Consider the following 21,183-nt stretch of genomic DNA (forward strand, 5'->3'; position numbering starts at 1 on the left):
ACCCGCTACGACAAGACCGTCGAGTCCTACCAAGCCGCCGTCACCCTCGCATCGCTCCTGATGTGGGCGTGACATTTGAAGACAACTCCTAGGCCAAGCACAGGGCTTTGTACGTGCCGACTTCGACTTGGCCTCCGGCGTCGTTCATGCCGTGCTCGCCAGTACCCCGGAATGAATGCTCTGGGCACAGTCAGTCGAGTCCGGATGCGGTTCGTGAGCCCACCGCAGGTGATGGATCGCCGTCCCGGCTCCTCCGATCTTGCCCACCTTGGGCCGAGGCCGGCGCCGTTCGGCACGGCGGTGGGCATGGAAGGGCTGGTAGGCGGAGCCGCCCCTGGGCATAGGCCGTCGGTTGCGGCGTATCTCCCGGCTGATGGTGGAGGGGCTGCGGCCCGGCTCGGCGGCGATCTGCCGGATGGATGCCTTCTCACGCAGCCGGTCAGCGATGTGGATGCGGTCGTGCTCCTGGAGGTACCGCGACGGCGCGGGAGGTCGGCCCTCCGCCGGCGCCGAGGCCTGTCCCGGCGCCGGGTAGATCGGAGGAACTGCCTTCCGGCCGCCCGGCGGTGAGTGCCAGCCGTTGCGCCACCGCTTGCCGGTGCGCAGGTTGATGCCGACTATTCGGGCGGCTTCCCGCGTGCTGTACCCCTGCTCCATGAGCTGGAAGTATGCGGCCCGCTCACGGGCCATGTCGCGCCCGCTTCCGGGCCCCCGGGTTCTTCCGGATCTCGAAGTCCATCGCACCCCTTCACCTGGGGTGTTGCGACGACCACTAGAACTCAAGGCCATGGTGGGGGCTCATCTGCTCGCCCCCTCAACTGTCCAGAGTGAGAGGGACGCGACCCCTCGTAATCGGCCGTCATGCTGCCGCCCGAAAGGCTCGGCGACGACGACGCTCCGTCAGGTCACTCCGCAGCGTCCCGAGGTGGGGGAGAGCGAATGCCACGACGGCCGGGGCGACTTCGTGCAGGAGAATGGGTGCTGGCGGCGCGGTGCACGTAGGTTCAGTCGTCGCCCCGAACGATGTTCTCGTCGGCTCCTTCCCCCGAGGGCTCCTCCGCCTTGATGTCTCCGCCCTCGACGACGACGGCGGCACGGCATGTGCGGATCCGCTGTTCTTCGCCTATTTCACTTCTGATCGATCCGTCCGGGTGCAGCGGGTTCACAGCTCACCTCTCCTGACGTCGGTGCGCCGCTGTTGACACCTGTACGGGCCTGAGCGTCCTTTGCTCGCACGGCGCTCCGCTTGCGTATACCCCTGCAAGTCAGGCACATGCCGCATCTGGCAACCATCGGCGGCCAGCAACAGCCCGCCGGGTCAAGTGTTCGCACAGAACATCGCGCCGATTTGGTACGTCCGTGTCCCCGCGAGAGCCGATGGGGGAGAGCTGTCCGGTGCTTGTCATGACGGGCGTAACCGGATTCTCCGCTCCAAGCAGCGGGAAGCGGCCTAGCTAGGGGGTGTCTTCAAATGTCACGCCCGCATCAGGAGCGATGCGGGTGACGGCTGCTTGATAGGAATTGGCGGTCTTGTCGTAACGGGTGGCGTTGCCGCGCCATTGCTTCAGGCGGTTGAAACAGCGTTCCATCACGTTGCGGTGCTTGTAGAGCTGCTTGTCGAAGGCCGGGGGCGCCCGCCGTGGCTGCCGCGCCGCAGACGGTTGCGGATCTGGTCGGACCGTTCGGGGATGGTGTGGCCGATGTCGCGGCGCCTGGGCCAGGTGCGGATCGCCTTGGAGCTGTAGCCCTTGTCGGCCAGGACGTGGGAGGGCCGGGTCCGTGGCCGCCCGAGCCGATGCGGGGCTCCCGTATCGCCTCCATCACAGCGGTGAACTGCGTGCAGTTGTTGCTGTTCCCGCCGGTGACAGTGAAGGCGAGCGGGCGGCCCGCAGCGTCGCAGACCAGGTGAATGTTGTTGGTCAGACCGCTCCGGGAGCGTCCGAGCCCGGGGGTTTGGAGCCCCTTTTCGGGCTCCGGCGGCGTGCTGGTGGGCACGGACGACGGTTGAGTCGACCGACACGAGGCAGTCGATGTCCCCGGCCGCGTCCGCCTGCGCCTGTGCGGCCTGGAGCATCCGCTCGAAGGTGCCGTCCAGGGCCCAGCGCCGGAAGCGGGTGTGCAGTGTGGCCCACGGACCGTACCGCTCGGGCACATCGCGCCAGGCCGTGCCCGTACGGAACTTCCATACGATCCCGTTGAGCACAGTGCGGTCATCCACCCGCTTCCGCCCCCGCGAAGACCGGGGCAACAGCGGCCGAACGAACTCCCACTCAGCATCCGGCAGTTCATGGCGACGTATCACCCAACCGTGATCCACCACTCAAGATCATTTGAAGAGACAACCTAGCCGGGCCTCGTATCGGATCTCCGCGTAGCTGCAGGCTCGCTGGACTGAAGCGGGCGCGGCCGTCCAGGCGTCCACATACCGGGCCGCTGACTTCGTGGCCCTCGCTGTCGGGTAGAAGCGAAAGGAAAGGAGGGAATCAGAGTGCGAAGTCCGATGGTGAGCCGTCGAACTCACATATGGCGAGACCGCTTTCCACGGGACTGCCCATGATTAGGAACGCCCCGGTCCTGCAGACGCTCGTGACCATCCGGTATGGCGACCTGCCCCGCCGCAGATCACACGCCGTGGTGCCGTCCGGGCGCAGGGCCATGACTCTCACGGTGCGGCGCGGGCGTGGACGCAACGACTTCACCCCCTGCCACACAGCCTTTCTGACATTGGAACGCCATAAGGTGCAGCACGTCGATGCCGGGTTCCCTCGGCCCGGCCAAAGCGACCCAGAACGCGCCGTCGGGCCCATGGGAGATGTTGTCGGGAGGGAGGAGATCCGGCGTCTCACTGAGTGGCGCGGCACCGATGCCGGCATCGAAGCGGTCGGCATGGAGGCGCGCGGCGCTCCCCTGGCGAGAACTGCGCCGGACTTCTGCCCAACGCGATCGCGAGAAGGTGCTGGGCCGGGCCGGCATGGGCAGCATGTCGGCCCGGCCCAGCACGGCGGTCGATGCCGTGCGGCGTGGCGGCACGATCTCCCTCATCGGCGTCTATGGCGGTTCCGTGGACCCCGTACCGATGCTCACCCTGTTCGACAAGCAGGTCCAGCTGCGTATGGGCCAGGCCAACGTCAGGCACTGGGTGGACGACATCTTGCCGCTCCTCGACGACGAGGATGTCCTCGGTGTGGAGAGCTTCGACACCCACACCCTGCCGCTTGAAGAGGGGCCCCGGGCATACGAGATCTTCCAGGCCAGGGAAGACGGCATGATCAAGACCGTCCTGACGCCCTGAGAGGACGGCGCCGCGAGGTCGGCCGTCGCACGTCATGGGCTCGTGGCCTCATCACGAGCATGGAAATCACGCCCTGTGCCCCGCCTCCCACTCCAGCGGCGTCTGGCGGGCACAGGGCCGACGACGCCCTTTGAGCTCCCAGCAGCGTGCCGGTGCACGCCTCAGCGCTCTGCGCACCCGGGCCCCGGTGTCCCGCGGCCCTCAGGAGCACTGTCTGGGAGGTGTGGACAGGACAGGCCGGCACGGTCGTGGGGCAGACGCATGCGATGGGCGAGGTCTCGCGTCATGCGCCGAGCGAGGCGGCTGTGCCAGGTGATGTCGGGGTAGCAGGCGCGCAGATGCGAAACGGCCCGCGTGCCCAGGCCGCTGTCCTGCAACGGCGAAGTGACCTGGACCTGGGTGATCACGCCGCTCGCGCAGCGTTCACACACTTCGTAGGTGACCTCCCCAACGACGCGGCGGATGTACACCAGCAGCAGACTTTGTGCCCGTTCACTCGTCGGAGCCGGAGAGCGGAAGATCACTACGTCCCGGTAGGCAAGCAGCCGCCGGTGGAGCTTGCCACGTCGGGGGCTCGGACGCGTGTGGCGTGGCCGTCGACGGCGATGGAAGCTTTGGAGTAGGGCTCCCGGCACAAAGTTACGTGTGGCAACCATGCACGCCGTCTACCCCCGTCGAAAGTGGACAAGCACTCTCCGGATCACTTGCCAGCTACGTCCTGTCCTTGGATGCGCAGGGGGACCAAGAACCGAAGCGACAGCTCTCCAGCGGAGGGAGACAGAGTGGGCCAGGAGCTGGGTCGGCCGATGCGGCCGAGCGGGGTCATGGCGGCGGCACCGTCCAGCGCGTCCGGTTTGGCACTGTTCCGGAGGAGGCCGGTGTCGGTCGGGCCGAGCGAAAGGGCGTGGGCCGTGATGCCTCTGCCGCCGAGTTCGCGCTCGGCAGTCCTCTCCCTTGGAGCCGTGGGGAGTGGGACGAGGTCACGCTACGCGGCTCCGTCGGGATGACCGAGGCATGGACGGGCCGGCCGGGGCCCAGGCAGCGCGGGGCACCGCCGTCACCCGTCAGCGCCGCTCGCCCCCACGCGAGAGGGTCGCGCGGACCCATTTGCCGCCTTCAGGGTCGCGACCGCAGGTCCAGGACTCGGCGAGTGCCGCAATGATCTGCATTCCGCGTCCGCAGTCTTCATTACGGCCGGCGGTGCGCTGGACCGGCAGGATCATGGACCCGTCATGCACCTCGATGTGCAGCACATCGGCTTCCAGGGCGAGCCCGAGAGTGATCACGGAATCCGGCCCCCGTTCGCGCCCGTAGACGTCCGGCAGCCGAGCTCCGTGACGAATGGCGTTGGTGGCCAGCTCGCAGACGATCAGCACGGCCGAATCGATGAGTTCCTCGCTCTCGCCCCAGAACCGCAGAGACTCCGCGGTGAAGGTCCGGGCTTGCCTGGCGGAGGACAGGACTGCCGGCAACGTGAGCGAGACAGAAGGAAGTTCGACGTCCCGTGGAATGACGAATTCAGCCACTGCAGTCATTTCCTTAACCCTTCAAACAAGCAAGCGCGCGATCAACGCGGCCCGCGTTTGCAGCATTCGCTGTTGCTCGGATGAGCAGCTACAGCTCATATATGCAATTACTTCCCATTAAAGATCCGCAAAGGGCGATGTCAATGGTTTCCGAGGGCTCTTTTGAAACATGAGCAACTCATGCTCAGACGAGCAGATTCCCCGGTATTCGTCACGGTGCGCAGCAGGTCGATGATCCCCGGTGAGCCGCGCCACGTCATTTCACGGCGCCGAGCGAGAGGCCCTGGACGAGTTTGTCCTGGGCGGCGAACCCGGCGATGAGAACGGGAAGGGAGATGAATGTGGCGGCGGCGCACACCTTGGCCAGAAAGAGGCCCTGGCTGGTGACGAAGCCGGTCAGAAATACCGGCGCGGTGCCGGCGACGACGCCGGTCAGGACCCGGGCGAAGAGCAGCTCGTTCCAGCTGAAGATGAAGGAGATCAGGGCCGTTGCGGCGAGGCCGGGCAGGGCGACCGGCGCGACGATCCGGGTCAGCGTCGTGGCCAGGCCCGCGCCGTCGATCGCGGCGGCCTCCAGCATCTCCACCGGAATCTCGGCGAGGAACGAGCGCATCATCCACACCGCGATCGGCAGGTTCATCGCGGTGTAGAGGAGGACCAGCAGCCAGATGTTGTCGAGCATTCCGGTGTGCTGTGCGACGAGGTAGAGCGGGAGCAGTGCGGCCACCAGCGGCAGCATCTTCGTGGAGAGGAAGAAGAAGAGGACGTCGCGCCATTTGCGCACCGGTTTGATGGACAGGGCGTAGGCGGCGGGGACGGCCAGGGCGAGGACCAGGAGCGTGGAGACCACCGAGGCGGTCAGCGAGTTGAAGATCGGGGGCCAGGGACTGACGCCGCTGCCCTCGCCGAAGAACTCGCGGTAGCCGTGCAGGGTGAGCGGAGCGCCGAGGCTGGGCGGGTTGGTCGCCGCATCCGTCTCGCTGTGCAGGGAGGTGAGCACCATCCAGGCGACGGGCACGAAGAAGAGCAGTCCGCACAGCCAGGCCAGCAGGACCAGATACGCGTGCCGGCGACGCCGGCGCCGGGCGGATGCCGGCAGCCGGTGGACGGTGCGCAGCATGCCGGTCATCGGATGCCCTCCTCGCGCAGCAGGGACGAGACGGTGCGCAGTGCGAAGGCGGCCACGATCAGGGAGCAGATCACCACGACGACGCCCTGTGCGGACGCCAGCCCGTAGTCGTGGGCCTGGTAGAAGGTCTGGTAGATCGTGTAGGGGAGGTTGGCGGTGCCGAGGCCGCCGGAGGTGAGGGTGAAGACCGCGTCGAAGTTCTGGACGAGGTAGATCGTCCCGAGCAGGGCGGCGAGTTCCAGGTAGCGGCGCAGATGCGGCAGCGTCAGATAGCGGAAGATGTCGAACGCGGAGGCGCCGTCCACCAGGGCGGCCTCGACGGCGTCGGCGGGCCGGCTCTGCAGCCCGGCGAGCAGGATCAGCATCATGAACGGCGTCCACTGCCAGATCAGCGTCACTTCCACCGCGGCGAGCGGGGCACCGGTCATCCAGTCCGGCTGCGGCGGGCTGTCACTGCCGAACAGGCTCCACAGCCAGGTCAGGACGCCGTTGAGGAGGCCGTAGGAGGTGTTGAACAGGGCGTGCTTCCACAGCAGGGCCGCAGCGACCGGCACGATCAGAAACGGCGTGATGAGCAGGGTGCGGACCAGGCCGCGGCCGCGGAAGCGCCGGTCGAGCAGCAGCGCGAGGCCCAGCCCGAGCAGCAGGCTGACCAGGACCACGGTCACCGTCAGCAGGATCGTGGTCCCTACCGCACTGCGCAGCGCGGGGTCGGTGAAGACGGCCCGGTAGTTGTCGAAGCCGGCGAACCCCCGGTTCTGGGGGGCGAGTGCGTTCCAGCGGAGGAAGGAGATCACCGCTGTCGTCACGAACGGGAGTTGGGTGACGATGATGAGGAAGACCAGGGCGGGGAGGAGGGGCGCCCGGCGGGCCCGCACCGTGGCCCGGTCCATCGCCGCGCGGCTGCGGGCGTCCACGGCTCCGCGCGGGCCGGGCGCCGAGGCGTCAGTGGCCTGCGTAGACACGGGCCACCTCCGCTGCCAGTCGCTGGCCGTGACGGAGTGCGGCGGCCACGCTCTGCTTGCCGGCGATGGCCGCACTGATCTCGTGGCTGGTCTTGGTGCCCAGGGCGGCGAACTCGGGGATGTCCACGAACTGAATGCCGGGCACGGGGCGGGGCTGGACCCCAGGGTCGTCGGGCCGCGCCGTACTGATCGCCCGCTCGGTCGGGCCGGCGAAGGCCCGGGCGGACGCGGTGTACTGCGGGTCGCGATAGAGCGACGCCCGCTTGCCGCCCGGCACCTTCGACCAGCCCAGCTCCCGGCCCACCAGCCGTTCGTACTTCTTGCTGGAGGCCCAGGAGATGAACTTCCACGCCGCGTCCTGGTGCCTACTGGCCTTCTGCAGGCCCCACGCCCAGGTGTAGAGCCAGCCCGAGACGGCGGTCTTCTCCACCGGCGCCGGGGCATAGCCGACCTTGCCCGCGACCTTGGACTCGCCGCTCTCCAGCGAACCGGCACCGGCCGTAGCGTCGTACCACATCGCTACCTTGCCCTGCTGCATGTCATTGAGGCACTCCGTGTAGCCGGCCTGCGGGGCGCCCGGCTCGCCGTGCTTGCGCACCAGATCGACGTAGAACCGGGTGGCCGTGGTGAAGGCGGGGCTGTCGACCTTCGCCCGCCAGTCCTTGGTGAACCACGTCCCCCCGAACGTGTTCACCACGGTCGTCAGCGGGGCGATCAGCTGGCCCCAGCCGGGCTGCCCGCGCAGACAGATCCCCTTGACGCCCTTGCGGATGCCGTCCAACTTGGCGGCCATCGTGGCGACTTGGCGCCAGGTGGGGCGGGCCGGCATGGTCAGCCCCGCCGCCTTGAGCAGGTCCTTGCGGTACATCAGGAACGACGACTCGCCGTAGAACGGCTCCGCGTAGACCTTTCCGTCGGCGGCGGTCAGCGAGGAGCGGACCGGCGGGAGGATGTCGTCCTGGTCGAAGGCGCGGTCCTCGGCGGCCCGCGCACCCAGATCGGTCAGCCAGCCGTTACGGGCATAGATCGGCGTCTCGTAATTGCTCAGGCTCGCCACGTCGTACTGCCCGGCCTGGCTGGAGAAGTCCTGGCTCATCTTGTCGCGCAGATCGTCCTCCGGCAGCACCGTGAAATTGACCTTGATGCCGGTCTCCTTGGTGAAGTGCTCGGCGGTGAGCCGTTGCAGATCCACCATCTGCGGGTTGTTCACCATCAGCACATTGAGGGTGTTCTTGCCACTGTTCCCGACATCGCCGGCGCCCCGATAGCAGCCGCCTGCCGCCAGCACCACGGCCAGGGTCACGGCGGCCTGCCGGACGAGGTGGCCGGGGCGGCCTGGTCCGGCCCGACCACGGCGGCGTGCTCTCACGGCTGGCACCTTTCACCCCGCCCGCTACTTCCCGCACCAGGTCTATCGCCTCGGTGTGCGGCCGTGCCCCTGCCGGCGGACGACAAGCGCACGGGTTCGCGCGTTCAGAGCAAGCTCTCGGCCACCCTGGCGTCGGTGACCACGCCGTTGAAGAGACCGGTCTTCACCGCCGCCGAGGCAGCGACTGCCCGTTCGATGCCGTCGGCCAGCAGAATCACCTCGGGCACCTTGCGCAATTCGTCAAAGCTGATGGCGATGACCCGTTCGGTGAGTTCGGGGACGATGATGCGTCCTTCCGCATCGAGCAGATGACCCGCGACTTCGGCGCATACTCCGCGGCTCCGGTACTCTTCACGTTCGGCGTCACTGAGCGCGTCGAACACGGTGGAGAGCCCCGGGCCCCATCCGCCGACGGTGACCACGGCCTTGGTCAGCCGGCTGAAGTGGCGGATCGCGTCGACCACGCCGGGCTGCTCACGCAGCATCCGGGCCGCCGTCGCATCGGGCAGCAGCAGCGGTGCGTAGATGGGGTGGACGACGCCGCGCGAGATGGTGGCGGCCCGGCGTACCGCCTCCACCGCCGTGTTGTTCACGGGCCGCAGCGGGGTCACCCCGCACAGCTGGACGACCGTGCACCGGGCGAGCGTGGTCAGCCCGAGACCGAGGGCCTCGATCTCCGGACCCCAGACCAGCCCGAGGACATCGTTCTCGGTGACGATCTCGGCGAGCAGGTCGGCCGCGACCGCGCCGAGGCGGCGGGTGGCCTCCACGGTGTCGTCCGGGACCTCCTGCCGCGAGTCGATGACGATGGCGTGCCGCAGGCCGAATCGCGTGCGCAGGGCGTCGGAGAGGTCGGCGTCGAGTTCGGCGGGCAGCCGGATCTCCAGCCGGATCAGGCCGTCGCGGAGGGCGGTCTCCAGGGTCCGGGCCACCTTGAACCGGCTGATGCCGAATTCCTCGGCGATCTCCATCTTGGATTTGCCTTCGAGGTAGAACCTCCGGGCCATCGCGGCCGTCTGGACCAGGTACTCCGGGCCGGTGTGGTGGGTACGCATGGCAGGCATGGCCTTTCTGGACGCTGCGAGTCAGCGCTCGAATGAGCGCATGTGCCTCATATGCACCTTTTCTCCATTAAAGACCCCTGGAGGGCGCTGTCAACGTGCCCACCGGCTGCGGCTCCGCCCGGTGCGCATCGGTGTGGTCACCGGCCTCCGGCTGCGGCTCGGGCGGCGTCTTCATGCACAGCACGAGGACGGTGCTGAGCAGATGCAGGGCGGCATAGATCCACATGACTCCCCCGATGCCGATCGCGCCGATGAAGACCGTGCCGATGAGCGGACCGAAGGCCATGCTGGCGCCGGCCCCAGCGTGTACGCCGACATGATCTGGCCCTTGTGCTCCGGATCCTGCGAGGTCATCAGCGGCGGCAGCGGGACGTACCCGGCCATGCGACACCCAGCGCGCCGGCCGCGGTCGCGACGAAGAGGTAGTCGTCGACGACCGTTGCCGTGTGTCGTGGGCGAGGTGGGCGCACGGTGGGGGTATGGCCAAGCGTCCCCCGGTGGCAGTGCATCCGCCGTCGCCAACCGGCGGCCGACGGTTGACAGTTGACGCTGAGATCCGCTTACGGGCCCCGAGATCTGGTGGAGTTCCTGGGTCGACCAGCCGCCCCGCCGCACCCGCAACGTGCCTGTCGCCAACCCCATTCGATCGGCAAGTCCGAGGCGAACATAGCCTGATGTGGCACCAGCTGTCGTGCCAGAGTGGTTGGCCGATCTGTGGACAACTTACTCGGGAAACCGCCTGTGTCGCACAATGTAGTGTCGATGAGTGGGAGACAGGGGGAGCGGTGGCGCTGGTACACGTTCACGGTATCGGGAACCGGAAGGCCGATGCTGTGGGTCACTCCGCCGCACTGCGCGACGAACTGTTGCGCCTTCACCTCCTGCCCGCGACAGGCCATTCCCCTGGCGCTCTGCTGTCCAGCCCTTGGTGGGGTGAGCTCGTCGCGGAACCGGCCTGGGGATGGGCCTCCCTGGCCCCGGACGAGGTGGAGTCGCTGGGCGGGGCAGGCGAGGAGCCGCTCAAGGAGGCCGTCGCCGGGGCTCTGGCGGACGCCACGGGGCCGGAACAGCGGGACGTTGATCAGGTCCTGACGGCGACCGCCCGCGTCTCGTTGCAGTGGGCGATCGATCTGCTCGCGCTGGCCGGCGACGACAACGACGAGTCCGAGCCGGGTGCCCTCGCGGAGCTGGGGGCATTCTGCGCGCGAGCCACTGCGTACTGGTCCGAGAAGACCGGCGAGGGCACCCTGGGTGACGGCGCACCGTTCTTTGCCTGGCTCGGGAATGTTGAGGAGGACGACGACTTCCTTGACTGTCTGCACGACGAGGTCGCCGACTGGGAGAGGCGCACGGGCCGTGGCCTGGCCGAGGCGGATCCTCAGTCCTGGGAGAGCTTCGGCGTCACGAGCGGCCTGCCGACCCGCGCCGTCCGCGCGGTGCACCGGCTGCGCGCCCTCCACGTCTCCATGCGCACGCGCCCCTTGGCCGCCGGCGTCCGCCGCTGGGGCGCCCGCCCTGCGGCTCTGCTGATGGGTGACGTCATGGGCTACTTCGCCGAGCGGGGTGCCCTGGAGGCGCCCGGCCCGATCCTGGAGCGAATCTCCGGCTCCCTCGACGAGGGGGCGCGGGACGCCGCGCTGCGCGGTGAGCCGCTCGTGGTGCTCGCCCACAGCATGGGCGGGAACATCGTCCATGACGTGCTGTCCTACTTCCGGCCCGATGTGCGGGTGGATCTGCTGGTGACGGTGGGCACCCAGATCGGTCTCTTCGAGGAGCTCAAGCTCTTCGCGTCCAGCGACCACCAGGTGCCGAACCGGAGCCGTCCCAAGGCCGCCGCGCTGCCGAACGTGGGCCGCTGGCTCAACGTCCTGGACCGGTCCGACCCGCTGGCGTTCGGGCCGCTCCGGTCTTCGCCGGTGCGGAGGACCTGGTCTTCCGCACCGGCGCCTGGTGGGCTCATGGGAGCTATCTCACGTCCTGCGACTTCCACGCGCGGCTGGCGCGCAGGGTGGGGAGGCCGGCATGACCACGGTGTGGGAGAGCGGCCTTGCGGGACCCGCCGCACACGCGCTGGTGATGGGCGTCGGCGCGTACGACTGGTTCCCGGGCGGGCCACGGTATGTGAAGGGCCGCAAGGGTGACCGGCTTTCCAAGGAGTTCGCCCAACTGGCTTCTCCACCGGCGTCCGCGCGTGCGCTGTGCGAGGGATTGCTCGAAGGGTTTCGGGACTTGCCTGGCGGGCTGTCGCTCGGCAGCCTCGAAGCCGTTGTCTCGGACAAGGAGGAGATCGTCCTCAAGGGTGACGACGGTGCAGGGGTGCCGCTCGGACCGGCCACCTTCGGGGGGGGAGGAAGCGTTTTGGGCCTGGTACGAACGGGGCGATAGCCATCCGGACAACGTGGCGCTGTTCTTCTTCTGTGGCCATGGGGTTCAGGCCGGAAGGGACCCTCAGGCGCTCCTGCTTCAGGACACCGGTGAGAACGCGCGGGACTACTTCCGCAACGCAGTGGACCTCCACGCCTTGGTTGAGGGCATGGAGCGGAACAACGCCCGGATCCAGTGCTTCTTCGTCGACGCCTGCCGTTTCGCTCCGGAACGGCTATACGAGGAAGGGGAGGTGCGTGCCGCGCAACTGTTGACGCCCCCGCGCCGGCCGCGCGACCGCGACCGAGTCGTCGTCCACTCCACCCGCCCGGGTATGAAGGCACATGGCCCGCTGGAAGGAGTCACCCGCTTCACCGAGGCGGTCCTGCGCGCACTGCTGACACCCGAGTCGGACTCGGCGGGCGAAGCCTGGGCGGTGACCACGGAGACGGTCGGGAAGTTTGTGCGCGAGCTCATGGACTGGCCGGGCCTGCGGCCGGACGGCATCGCCATGCCCGACCAGCGCTGTGACTTCTCCTCTCTGAGCACGAGCCAGGGCGGTGTTCTCTTCTCGTTCGACGAGGCTCCCCCGGTCCCCTTCCACTTCGACACCTGGCCCGGGGAGTCGCTGTCCGACGCAGAGTGGGCGCTCATAGACCGGGAGCACCAGGAGCTGTACGCGTCCCGCCCACCGATGCCGGAGCCCTGGATCGGACAGGGCCCCTTCGGCCCGGCCCGGGTCGAGGTGGCGTTCGCTGACGGACGCTTCCGGGGCCATGGCGACGACATCTGGATGCAGGCACCCTGCCGTGCGCGGACCGTGGAGGTGCGGGAGCTGTGAGCGTCGCTACCGCACACATCGACATCGTGGCTCCTGCGGTGCCTAGTGCCAGGCCGGGCACGGTCGTCGGCGCGGCCGAGGTCCTCGATCGCGGCAACCGCCGTCTGAGGCGCGTCCCGTTGCGCGCCGAGATGTCCACCCTGGTAGAGATCCCTTACGAGGAACAGTGCCTGGTGTACGCATGGTCGCCCTATCTGTCGGTCCAGCCCGTCGTGGTGACCGGCGGCCGTACCGAGCAAGCCGTGCTCTCCGCGCGGCGCGTGAAAGCGAAAGGCACGGGCGGCGAGGTGGCTGGCCGGGCCGCGAATGGCTGGGTCCGGCTGTGGGGGCGGGAGCCGAACGGCCGGTGGACCGTACGGGACTTGTCGGGCATGGCGACGGGCGGTGCCGCGACGGTAGCCACCCCGCTGGGCGGCCCCGCCGCCCTGCAGATCGGCGGCGGTCGGCGGCGTCCGGTGTGCACGCTGGTGCCAGAGGGATCCCTGTTCACCCTGGAACCGGCTGAGCATCGACCGCAGGGACGGGTAGAGGTCCGCCCGGTAGCGGACTCGGGCTTCACGCTGTTGGAGGCGCTGCGGCTTGGGGAATGGGGTTGGGCCACCGTCGTGGAGCGGGTCTGGTGGGGCGACCCCAGCGTACGCGGCACTCCGCTCTTCGATCTGGCCGTGGGCTATCTCGCATGCCGACGCGGCGACCTGGAGCGGGCAAGGCAGTGGCGGGAGGAGACCGGCGACCACCATGAGTCCGGCCCGGCCTAGATCGACGTCCTGGCCATCGACACCTGGCTCGCCCGGCGCCGCGGTGAGTGGCGGGACCTCTCCGAGCCCCTAGCCCGGCTCGCCGATATGAGAGGGCCCCACTGGTGGCCGAGGGACTGGACCTGCTCGCCTCAGAGCTGGCCCGCCCGGCACCGGAATCGCGGGAACCAGCGGCTGAAGCACTGCGTCACCTTCTCGCCCCCTATCTGCGTGCGTCACTGCCATCGTCGCTCTCCTCCTTCACCGCCGCTCACCCTGAAGAGCCAGAGCCGCGGCCTCCGATGAAAGCGCAGGTCGGCGCGGCGCTGCCCTTCCGGGTGGAGGCGGACACGAACGCCCTGCGGATCCAGTGGCGTGGGCTGAGCGGCGCGACCACGCACAGCATGCATCACGCAGTCGACAGGGCGCTGCTCCCGCGCGAGCCTGCCCTCATGGTCGACGAACCGGAGGAACTCCGCGAGTGGCTGATCATCGAGGACGAGGACCCGATGGTGCTCTGGCGACTCTCCCGCAGTCTGCTCGACGAAGGGACAGCCGCCGGAATCTCCCTCGTGCCGGGCCGCGACGCGGTCGCGGTGGCACTGCCGGGGCTGCGAGTACGTCCCGTGGCGGCTCTTCTCGCCGCCCTGCTGCGGGAGGGCCGGGTGCGGCGCCTGGGGCTCAGTGTGGGCGGCGCGCGCCGGGAGCTGGACGTCGCGGACGTTGCCGAGGCGGAGCGGATTCTGGCCGTGCTCCTACGGGAGGGACACCGGTCTTAGGCCCCGACGCAGACTCAGGCCCCGAGGTCTGCACCGTGCCTTCGAGCAGTACCCGGCAGCGAGCGCGCCGCCGGGCGCCGGGTGCCGCCCTCAACCGAAGCAGTGCTCTGGGACGCCTCAAGCTCCGCGCCTCTTCGTGAACCCCCAGGTCAAGGCCCGCGAACGAGCCACACCGGCCCTGATCGATATCCTCCAGCGGTACCCTCTCGCGCCCAGCGGTAAGAGCCGCGCTGCGCAGCTCATGACTGCTCTGGACGCCTCCCTCGTGGGTCCCCGCGAGCGGGGACTGAACGCACAGGTGGCTAGGTTCTGGCCGTGGCAGATCTTGTGACTGCTGAGGACTCTCGTCGTTGGCATGTTCATGGGTCGGGGAGATCTCACGAATGCGGAATGGGCCCGACTGAGGCCACATCTGCCGAAGACCGGAATCCGGGGCGGCCGTTGGGCAGGCCACGGCAGGGTCATCAACGGAATCCTGTACCGCAACCGCACGGGGGTGCCATGGCGGGAATTGCCTGCACGTTTCGGCAAGTGGAAGCCGTGTACGAGCGGCATCGACGCTGGTCGGCGGGTGAGCCTGGCCGGAGCGGAGGAGAAACTCGCCCAACTCGACCGGCGCCCTGTCGGCCGCAACATCATCGACCTCGGCATGCCCGCTTCCCTGCACATCCCGGCTCAAGAGACCACAGCCAAAGGTCCCCCAGACGACGGAAGGGCAAATCAGGCAGTTCGCACGACACCACCGTCACCATCCAGCTCGACTCTGCCAAGCGCCTCAAACTCATCGCGAGCCTGATGAACACGCTCCAGTTCCTCGAGGAATCTGGTCAACTTCTGCGTGTCGGGCCAGCCCAGGTGCGACATCTGCGAAACGAGATCGCTCAACTTGCTGATCGATCCATACAGCGTGTCTGCTGCTCTCACCATGTCCTGCGGCCCCGCCAGCCCAAGGGAAGATCGAGCGGCTTGAAGAGCAGCGAATGCTGCCGGGCGACTTTCCGGATCGATCCCTCCGGAACCAGCGAGATGGCTGTTGAACGAGCGCATCAGCAGGTGAACCGTGCTGTTGGCGGCTTCCCCGAACCGCACAAAAGCGTCATGACGACCTTGCCGCCGCCACTGCTCATGCTGAGTACGCGCTTGCTTCCGCGCGCCGATCGCGGCCGCAGACATGGCTCCGCCAGCTCCCAAGGCGGCACCCAAAACAGCTGCAACGGCGCCGACAAGCGCTACACCCCCTGCATCCATTGCGCCATTCTCCCTGACCGAACTGACACAGCTCATGCCGCACCCACCGACACACGCCGCGTCTAGTTCAGAGAAGGCGTGATCAACCAGGGCCTCTTCTACCTGTCCTGGTTGATGGATCACCGGGCCGAGTTCGGGCACTTGGTCCGCGACCGACTCGGCGCCACGGCCGCGTCCCAGGTGCTGTGGAGCGCCCCGAGGCTGATCTGCGTGGCCGGCGACTTCACCCGCTACGACATCCACGCCGTACGCGAGCACCGGCGCAGCATCGACCTCGTCCGCTACCGTCTCTTCGGCCACGACCACATCGGCCTTGAGACCGTGGCCTCGTACACCGGGCAGACGGCCAGGCCCACGGCGGCTCGGCGTCGCGCGGTCGGTGTGCCGAGCGCTCGACGGCAGGGCGGGGACCTGATGGACCTGGCTGCAGCGGTCGACGAGGCACTGCTCGGCCTCGGTGACGGCATCACCCGAATCCAGCGCAAGCAGTACCGCGCCTACCAGCGACTGCGGAACTTTGCGTGCGTCTGCCCGCCGCAGACGACCAAGCTGCTGGAATACCTCAAGGCCGACCCCAGGCAGGTGGACCTCGTGCCCGGCTTCACTCGCGATGTCACCGGGCTCGGTCACCACGGAACCGGTGACCTGGAGGTGCAGCCGCGCACGCCCAGGGATGTGGAGCGCGCGCAGGAGCTGTTCCGGGCGAGCTACGCGGCGGCGTGAAGGGTCGACTGGCGGGGGTTATGCCGTGTGGCTGACTGGCGCCGTGGTCAGGGCTTGGGGACGGGGGTGCCGGTGAGGTTCGGCGCGTTGTGCGATGAGCGGGTGAGGTGGGGGTGTACGCCTGTGCTGCACGCCTGGAGGAGCTGGCCAAGCGCGACGAGTTCCCCGGCCCGGCTCGCGGGAGTGGTCAAAACCTCGGCGAACTCCTGCCTCAGCCGCGCCGCGGTCGCGGGCGCGGTAAGGGAATAGGCGTGGCGAAGGCCGAGGTCGTAGCCGACCGGCAGAAGGCCCCACTCGTTGCAGCCCGGCGGGGCACCCTGGCCTGGTGACGCCGCCTCCGCGTGCGGATGGAGAATCTGTCGCTGCCATTGGCGAGTTCATGGACCGGATGCTCCTGCTCTGCCACCCTTTGACGACAGCGGGATGGAGGCTGGATGTCGGACCAGGAGGGACAGCGGCGGCAAAGGGTCTTGATGGCGCAGCGGCGGCCAAGGCCGCGCCGAGTGCGGGACCGCCAGCAGGCTCGGCGTTGGTGGAATCGGATCGACTGGGGTAGGGCGGGAACCATCTTCACGATCATCGCGGGGATTGGGAGCCTGCTGTTCACCGGAATCGCAACGTACTACGGAGCGGCGGTATCGAAAGAGCAACTTGACCAGTCGCGAGAGGACGCCGACCGCAAAGAGCGCGAACAGGCCATGCGCGTCGCGACTTGGATGGATCAGGATGGCGACGGCGCGCAGCACCTCCACCTCATGAACAGGTCACCAGACCCGATTGCTGGGGCGGTCTGGGACATCAAGGTGCACCTAGGGACGTCCAGTTTCGGGAACAGAGTGTTTATCCGAGAAGCACTGTCTGGACTCGGGCCCTGCTCGGAAATGGTGATCAACTGGACCGCGTTGGAGTATCAGGAGAAGTGGGGTGGCAAGTACCGAAAGGTGCCCGACACCTACGCCATGCAGATGGCCGTTGCGTTCACCGACCGCAACGGCACAGTGTGGGAGCGATACGGAGGACGCCTGACCGAGATAACGGATTTCCCTCACGTTGGCCCACTGGACCGCCAACCTAATGAGAAGGTCCGGATTGGAAAGGTCGTAGGTAAGCCGTCGCTGAAGCAGGCAGCATCCTGCGGTTATGAGGACGCTCTGAGCGCAGGTGGTACTCCATGAGGGTTGGCCCACGTCACGAACGGGCCGGGCATCGCTGACGAACCGGCCTTCCTCGCCCGCCCTGCACCGTCTGTCGATCTTCTCCTCGGCGAAGGCGATCTCGTCGTCTCCCTGCTCGGCCGGATCGGTCCGGACACGGCCGTCACTTTGCTGATCACGATGGGGGACAATCCGGAATGCCTGCACAGTGAGGCGCCCTTCGCCGCACTGTGCGGGGTCAGTCCCGTCGAGCGTTCCTCCGGTAGTCGGCAGTACCGTCGCCTCAACCGTGGCGGCGACCGGCAGGCCAACGCCGCCCTACACAGGATCGTGCAGACCCGCTTGCGCTTCGACCCGCGCACCCAGGACTACTACGAACGCCGCACCAAGGAGGGCAAAACCCGACGCGAAATCGTCCGATGCCTCAAACGCTACGCCGCCCGAGAGGTGTTCCATCTGGTCAAGCCTCCTCGACCAGCTGGCCGTCGCGGTCCCACCATCCGCAGGTTCTGGGGCGACGGCGGCTACCGCAATCACTACGTCGAGCACGCCGCCGCCCTCGGCATCGATCTCGAAAGCGTCCAACGCACGCCCCAGATGAAAGGGGTCACGCCGACCTCGATGGGTGGGGGCCAGTGCGATTCGGCGAGTCGCTGGTTGGTCATCTCGACAAGGCCGGGTGAGCGGGTCCGCCGTGATCGGCTAGGGTCTGGGCTTCTGGGCTGAGCCTTGTTCGGTAAGTGGCCTGTTCGGCGTGGGGGGAGTTGCCTTGGCTGTTCCGTGGGAGCTGGTGATCTCGAGCGCGGGTGGCGTTGCCGCCACGCTCGTAGGTGTTGTCGCCGGCGGCGTGGTCGGACGGCGGGGTCAGAATCAGCAGTGGATCAGGGACAATCGGACGGCTGCGTATGCGGCCTTCTTGCAGGCGTTCGCCACGCTGGAGATGGAACTTCGTGAGGCGTTCCTCGAGGACCGGCCCCATACGGCTGATTGGGTGCCGTGGCACTCGGCACTGACCACGATCAGTCTGGTTGCGCCGTGTGAAGTGGCGGCGGCTGCTTCAGAGCTGACGGGGGCCGTGGGACGCTTTTGTGAACTGGTCGACAACTCGCCCAAGACACGCGAGGACTTGCAGGCAATCCACACCGCCCTGGTTGAGGGCCAGATGCGTTTCGTTAATGCGGCCCGTGCCTCGCTGGACGGATCGCAGTTGCCGCTCGACTGGCAGCTTGGAGGCCCGCCGGCGTGGCATGAGGTCGAGCCGTATGCCCCAGCTCCGTCAGTGGACGGATCCGCATAAGTTAGGAGCCGTCAGGTCTGCCCCTCATGGTGGGGGTGGCCGCAGGCGTCACCGTTCCCTTCACGGATCTCTGCGATGAGGTCGGCGCCCTCGTCTTCGTCCAGGCCCGGCCCTGCCGCTGGGGACGAGCTCCGTTCGCCGCTGTGTCCTGGTCTCCCACCCGTGCCGGCCTCCCCGTCTTCGCCGGCGAGTGGTCATCTCGCCTGTCCACGCCTTCACCTTCGCTCACCTGCGGCCCGTGTGCGGCATTCAAGGGAAGTCGAGCAGGGGGTGTCGGCGGTTGGAGGCGTGGTCAGTTGCTGAGAGCCTTGAAGCGGCTGGACCGGCAGGTGGTGGGAGGCACTGCTGGCTAACCGAGCTGCTCCTCCTCATGTCGGAGGACTTGGTCAACGTGTTCGACCAGGCACTGTTCCAGCTCGGCCGGCGTCCCGCTGCGAAGTTCCGCCAGTGGCAACTCCCACTCGACGCCTTCACGGATGTTCACCATGAGCCCGCTATCGGCTGGCACGATGGTTTGCTGGAGCCAGCTGGCGAAGTCGGCCGCTTCGGCGGCGGTGCAGTCCTCGATGGCTACGCCGTTCGGTTCGACTCCCATCATCCCTTCGTTGATCTCGCCGCTGGATGCGCGGAACTGGAAGGAGAGCGTCTCACCTGTGTAATGCCCGCTCCATGCCTCCACGACCGCCTCGGGCTCCTTCGCGCGCAAGGCGTCGGCGAAGGCGGGGAAGGTGAGGCCCCATCCCTGGGGAACGCCTTCGGGCGGGCTGAAGATGAACATGGTTCGGAAGTTGCCGGCGTCTTCGCTCATTTCCCATCCTCTTCGATCGCCATCTGGGACAGGCCACGTGTCGGCTGTAGCCGTTGACCCCGTGGGCGACGAGTAGGGCATCCCAGTAGGGCACGGCGTCGGGGTCGTTGGTGGCGACCTCTACGCCGCGTAAGCGTCCAGCGTGGGCTGGGTACTCGATCGCCGCTTTGTACTTGTACAGCTCTTTCTCGTCCTTCTTGTGGAGCACCTTCTCCTGGAAGCTGTCGCTGTTCTGCAGGTCGTCGAGGTTCCGGTACGTGCATCCCGGCCTCTTGACGAACTTCGCTTCCACCGCCATGCCGTCGGTGTTGCGCAGGCCGTCCACCATCAGGGTGCCGAGGGCTGACTTGCGCGGATCGATCGGGACCTCCTGCGCGCGGGCCGCTGCACCGCCACGACCGCCCAGAACGCCCCCACTGGGCACCCGACCCGGCCATGACCGTCCTGATCCCCACCGGCCAACTCCCGCCTCGCAACTGGGGAACCGTCTACAGCGAAAACCTCCTCACCCGCACCCGAGACGCTCTCACCACCCTCCCCGCAGGCGTCTGCAACATCCCCGAAGACGTCCAACACCTGGTCGACACCGTCTACACCGCCGACTGGGCCATCGACGCCGGCATGAACGACATCGCCACCGAACAGGCCATGCGCACCATCGCCGTCCAGGCCACCATCCCCGCTCCCACCCGCCCCATCCGCGACCTCCATCCCCTCACTACCATTGACGACGAAGATCGACTCGTCACCCGCCTCGGAGCCGATAGCGCCCGCATCCTCCCCGTCTGGACCAGCCCCGACGGCACACCCCACCTCGACCGCGATGCCACCCACGCCCCTCTCCCCACCACCATCAACCCCAACGACACCACCACCATCCGCAACCTCATGGCCCGCACCATCCAAATCGACCACCGATGGCTCACCGGCCGTGGACCCGAAACCGACACCCCCACCGGCTGGGCGGGCATTGGAGGTCTCCGCGACGTTCTCCTCCTCCCGCAACCCGTCAGCCCCGACGGCACCCCACGCCCTTACCGCATCGGCAGGCAGTGCCTCCACCTCAGCCGAGTTGACGGTCTTGTACGGGAATAGACGCAGCCCGTGCAGAACCATTTCGCCGCCATCAGCGGTGTGGGCGAACTCCAGGCTCAGCTGGCAGTTGCCATCTCGGATGCGGAGCACTGGCTGGAGGAACAGGTAGCGCCCACAGGGCACCCTGCTCTCGTACCGCTGCTACCTCGCCGACGCCGCCTTCACCGCCTGCCTCACCGGCGCCCCCGAAATCCTCCGCGTCAGCGAACAAGCCCTGCTCGCACCACAATGGTCGCACTACCTCGGGCGGCATTCTTGCCCGCCCCGGGGCCCGCTCTTACTCGGCCTGCCCCCGAACCCGCTCCACCACCTCGTGCACCTACCGCTGACCCGGCCCCAGCCTCGATCTTGCGGCTGCGGCCTGGTCCAGGAATTGCGCCGGGCGCGCTGGCCCTCGCCGACCTCGCCTTCCGCGGCAGCCGGCAGCCCTTCTACCCCGGGGGCTGGAGTTGCCCCTCTACTGAGTGTTCGCTCTCCACGTAGCGCGGAGTGCGGCCTTGTGTTCCCGGCGGCTGCTCCGCCGGGGGGAGCCGGTCTGTGCGCTGTCCGTCTCTGATGAACTACGTTGATCATGCAAGGACCGGCACCGGGGCGTCGCGTGCAGGACAAGGCTGCCTGTCGGCAAGGGCAGTTCAGCGACGCCCGCCCGGCCGCAGCGCCACAGGCGGCGCCGGTAGGGGAAGACGGCCGGCGATGACGTCACCAGAATCGGAGAACAGCAATGCGGTACGAGTCGTCCGCGCAACCTGACACGCGCGGTACGCCGTCCCTCGTGAGGCCGACCTCGCGTCG

General features: G+C 67.9%; 18 protein-coding genes and 8 pseudogenes. 13 read left to right on the forward strand and 13 right to left on the reverse strand.

Translation table 11 applies throughout. The features are described 5' to 3' along the window. Positions 1–252: 252 nt before the first annotated feature. The 4 genes and pseudogenes from ACZ4XD_RS34970 to ACZ4XD_RS34985 all read right to left on the reverse strand — a co-directional run. Positions 253–739 (reverse strand): annotated as a pseudogene (locus tag ACZ4XD_RS34970) (helix-turn-helix domain-containing protein); the annotation flags it as partial. Between the two features lie 265 nt (positions 740–1,004). Beyond that, positions 1,005–1,166: a hypothetical protein gene (locus ACZ4XD_RS34975; RefSeq protein ID WP_468049112.1), complete on the reverse strand. Its 162-nt coding sequence runs from the start codon at positions 1,164–1,166 to the stop codon at positions 1,005–1,007. 288 nt (positions 1,167–1,454) lie between these two features. Further along, on the reverse strand, positions 1,455–1,721 hold the full coding sequence (locus ACZ4XD_RS34980) for a transposase (protein ID WP_468049161.1): 267 nt from the start codon (positions 1,719–1,721) through the stop codon (positions 1,455–1,457). Continuing rightward, positions 1,718–2,320: pseudogene (locus tag ACZ4XD_RS34985) on the reverse strand (IS5 family transposase); the annotation flags it as partial. The pseudogene ACZ4XD_RS34985 and the gene ACZ4XD_RS34980, both read right to left, overlap by 4 nt. Before the next feature lie 506 nt (positions 2,321–2,826). On the opposite strand from ACZ4XD_RS34985, the pseudogene ACZ4XD_RS34990 reads away from it, so the two are divergent. Then, positions 2,827–3,292, forward strand: a pseudogene (locus ACZ4XD_RS34990) (MDR/zinc-dependent alcohol dehydrogenase-like family protein); the annotation flags it as partial. Between the two features lie 1,064 nt (positions 3,293–4,356). On the opposite strand, the gene ACZ4XD_RS34995 reads toward ACZ4XD_RS34990, so the two are convergent. The 6 genes from ACZ4XD_RS34995 to ACZ4XD_RS35020 all read right to left on the reverse strand — a co-directional run bounded on the left by ACZ4XD_RS34995 (position 4,357) and on the right by ACZ4XD_RS35020 (position 9,631). Then, positions 4,357–4,818: an ATP-binding protein gene (locus ACZ4XD_RS34995; protein WP_468049114.1), complete on the reverse strand. Its 462-nt coding sequence runs from the start codon at positions 4,816–4,818 to the stop codon at positions 4,357–4,359. A gap of 256 nt (positions 4,819–5,074) precedes the next feature. Beyond that, positions 5,075–5,947 (reverse strand): carbohydrate ABC transporter permease, encoded by an 873-nt coding sequence (locus ACZ4XD_RS35000; protein WP_468049117.1) that lies wholly within the window; start codon positions 5,945–5,947, stop codon positions 5,075–5,077. Further along, positions 5,944–6,840, reverse strand: coding sequence for a carbohydrate ABC transporter permease (locus ACZ4XD_RS35005; protein WP_386684925.1), 897 nt, complete (start codon positions 6,838–6,840; stop codon positions 5,944–5,946). The genes ACZ4XD_RS35000 and ACZ4XD_RS35005 overlap by 4 nt, the downstream gene beginning before the upstream one ends. A 52-nt stretch (positions 6,841–6,892) precedes the next feature. Further along, positions 6,893–8,281, reverse strand: coding sequence for an ABC transporter substrate-binding protein (locus tag ACZ4XD_RS35010; RefSeq protein WP_468049118.1), 1,389 nt, complete (start codon positions 8,279–8,281; stop codon positions 6,893–6,895). A 104-nt stretch (positions 8,282–8,385) separates the two neighbouring features. Further along, positions 8,386–9,336 (reverse strand): sugar-binding transcriptional regulator, encoded by a 951-nt coding sequence (locus tag ACZ4XD_RS35015; protein WP_468049169.1) that lies wholly within the window; start codon positions 9,334–9,336, stop codon positions 8,386–8,388. 76 nt (positions 9,337–9,412) lie between these two features. Next, positions 9,413–9,631 carry a hypothetical protein gene (locus ACZ4XD_RS35020; protein WP_468049120.1) on the reverse strand — a complete coding sequence of 73 codons (219 nt, stop codon included), beginning with the start codon at positions 9,629–9,631 and terminating at the stop codon, positions 9,413–9,415. Between the two features lie 547 nt (positions 9,632–10,178). Here ACZ4XD_RS35020 and ACZ4XD_RS35025 point away from each other — a divergent pair. From ACZ4XD_RS35025 to ACZ4XD_RS35045, 5 genes and pseudogenes are all read left to right on the forward strand, one after another. After that, positions 10,179–11,486 carry a lipase family protein gene (locus tag ACZ4XD_RS35025; RefSeq protein WP_468049122.1) on the forward strand — a complete coding sequence of 436 codons (1,308 nt, stop codon included), beginning with the start codon at positions 10,179–10,181 and terminating at the stop codon, positions 11,484–11,486. Positions 11,487–11,653: 167 nt separating this feature from the next. Then, positions 11,654–12,550, forward strand: coding sequence for a caspase family protein (locus ACZ4XD_RS35030; protein ID WP_468049173.1), 897 nt, complete (start codon positions 11,654–11,656; stop codon positions 12,548–12,550). Beyond that, the gene (locus ACZ4XD_RS35035) at positions 12,547–13,308 is read left to right on the forward strand and encodes a hypothetical protein (RefSeq protein WP_468049126.1); all 762 of its coding nucleotides are present in this window, start codon (positions 12,547–12,549) and stop codon (positions 13,306–13,308) included. The genes ACZ4XD_RS35030 and ACZ4XD_RS35035 overlap by 4 nt, the downstream gene beginning before the upstream one ends. Positions 13,309–13,589: 281 nt before the next feature. Next, a complete protein-coding gene (locus ACZ4XD_RS35040) occupies positions 13,590–14,066 on the forward strand; it encodes a hypothetical protein (RefSeq protein ID WP_468049130.1) in 477 nt (158 codons plus the stop codon). 361 nt (positions 14,067–14,427) lie between these two features. Next, positions 14,428–14,636 (forward strand): annotated as a pseudogene (locus ACZ4XD_RS35045) (transposase); the annotation flags it as partial. A gap of 150 nt (positions 14,637–14,786) precedes the next feature. Here the strand turns inward: ACZ4XD_RS35045 and ACZ4XD_RS35050 are convergent. Next, complete coding sequence (locus tag ACZ4XD_RS35050) at positions 14,787–15,239, reverse strand: hypothetical protein (protein WP_468049179.1); 453 nt, start codon at positions 15,237–15,239, stop codon at positions 14,787–14,789. Between the two features lie 150 nt (positions 15,240–15,389). On the opposite strand from ACZ4XD_RS35050, the pseudogene ACZ4XD_RS35055 reads away from it, so the two are divergent. From ACZ4XD_RS35055 to ACZ4XD_RS35075, 5 genes and pseudogenes are all read left to right on the forward strand, one after another. Beyond that, positions 15,390–16,037: pseudogene (locus ACZ4XD_RS35055) on the forward strand (DUF5655 domain-containing protein); the annotation flags it as partial. Between the two features lie 434 nt (positions 16,038–16,471). Then, a complete protein-coding gene (locus ACZ4XD_RS35060; RefSeq protein WP_468049133.1) occupies positions 16,472–17,212 on the forward strand; it encodes a hypothetical protein in 741 nt (246 codons plus the stop codon). Positions 17,213–17,335: 123 nt separating this feature from the next. Further along, positions 17,336–17,659: pseudogene (locus ACZ4XD_RS35065) on the forward strand (transposase); the annotation flags it as partial. A gap of 24 nt (positions 17,660–17,683) precedes the next feature. After that, positions 17,684–17,806: pseudogene (locus ACZ4XD_RS35070) on the forward strand (IS5 family transposase); the annotation flags it as partial. Positions 17,807–17,960: 154 nt separating this feature from the next. Continuing rightward, complete coding sequence (locus tag ACZ4XD_RS35075) at positions 17,961–18,488, forward strand: hypothetical protein (protein WP_468049135.1); 528 nt, start codon at positions 17,961–17,963, stop codon at positions 18,486–18,488. Positions 18,489–18,837: 349 nt separating this feature from the next. Here ACZ4XD_RS35075 and ACZ4XD_RS35080 read toward each other — a convergent pair whose 3' ends face one another. Together ACZ4XD_RS35080 and ACZ4XD_RS35085 are read right to left on the reverse strand one after the other, a co-directional pair. After that, complete coding sequence (locus ACZ4XD_RS35080) at positions 18,838–19,296, reverse strand: hypothetical protein (RefSeq protein WP_468049181.1); 459 nt, start codon at positions 19,294–19,296, stop codon at positions 18,838–18,840. 67 nt (positions 19,297–19,363) lie between these two features. After that, positions 19,364–19,720: pseudogene (locus tag ACZ4XD_RS35085) on the reverse strand (restriction endonuclease fold toxin-2 domain-containing protein); the annotation flags it as partial. A gap of 11 nt (positions 19,721–19,731) precedes the next feature. On the opposite strand from ACZ4XD_RS35085, the gene ACZ4XD_RS35090 reads away from it, so the two are divergent. Then, positions 19,732–20,391 carry a hypothetical protein gene (locus ACZ4XD_RS35090; protein WP_468049139.1) on the forward strand — a complete coding sequence of 220 codons (660 nt, stop codon included), beginning with the start codon at positions 19,732–19,734 and terminating at the stop codon, positions 20,389–20,391. A gap of 124 nt (positions 20,392–20,515) precedes the next feature. Further along, positions 20,516–20,947, forward strand: coding sequence for a type I-E CRISPR-associated protein Cas5/CasD (locus tag ACZ4XD_RS35095; protein ID WP_468049176.1), 432 nt, complete (start codon positions 20,516–20,518; stop codon positions 20,945–20,947). The last annotated feature ends 236 nt before the right edge of the window (positions 20,948–21,183 follow it).

This window comes from Streptomyces sp. NPDC029466 (assembly GCF_055574515.1).

Bases quoted from the DNA above. Each gene is read 5' to 3' on its own strand.
- ACZ4XD_RS35005 (WP_386684925.1), bottom strand. From the start codon at position 6,840: ATGGACCGGGCCACGGTGCGGGCCCGCCGGGCGCCCCTCCTCCCCGCC.
- ACZ4XD_RS35060 (WP_468049133.1), top strand. From the start codon at position 16,472: ATGTCGGACCAGGAGGGACAGCGGCGGCAAAGGGTCTTGATGGCGCAG.
- ACZ4XD_RS35050 (WP_468049179.1), bottom strand. From the start codon at position 15,239: ATGTCTGCGGCCGCGATCGGCGCGCGGAAGCAAGCGCGTACTCAGCAT.
- ACZ4XD_RS35000 (WP_468049117.1), bottom strand. From the start codon at position 5,947: ATGACCGGCATGCTGCGCACCGTCCACCGGCTGCCGGCATCCGCCCGG.
- ACZ4XD_RS35015 (WP_468049169.1), bottom strand. From the start codon at position 9,336: ATGCGTACCCACCACACCGGCCCGGAGTACCTGGTCCAGACGGCCGCG.
- ACZ4XD_RS35040 (WP_468049130.1), top strand. From the start codon at position 13,590: ATGAAAGCGCAGGTCGGCGCGGCGCTGCCCTTCCGGGTGGAGGCGGAC.
- ACZ4XD_RS35080 (WP_468049181.1), bottom strand. From the start codon at position 19,296: ATGAGCGAAGACGCCGGCAACTTCCGAACCATGTTCATCTTCAGCCCG.
- ACZ4XD_RS35090 (WP_468049139.1), top strand. From the start codon at position 19,732: ATGACCGTCCTGATCCCCACCGGCCAACTCCCGCCTCGCAACTGGGGA.
- ACZ4XD_RS35020 (WP_468049120.1), bottom strand. From the start codon at position 9,631: ATGGCCTTCGGTCCGCTCATCGGCACGGTCTTCATCGGCGCGATCGGC.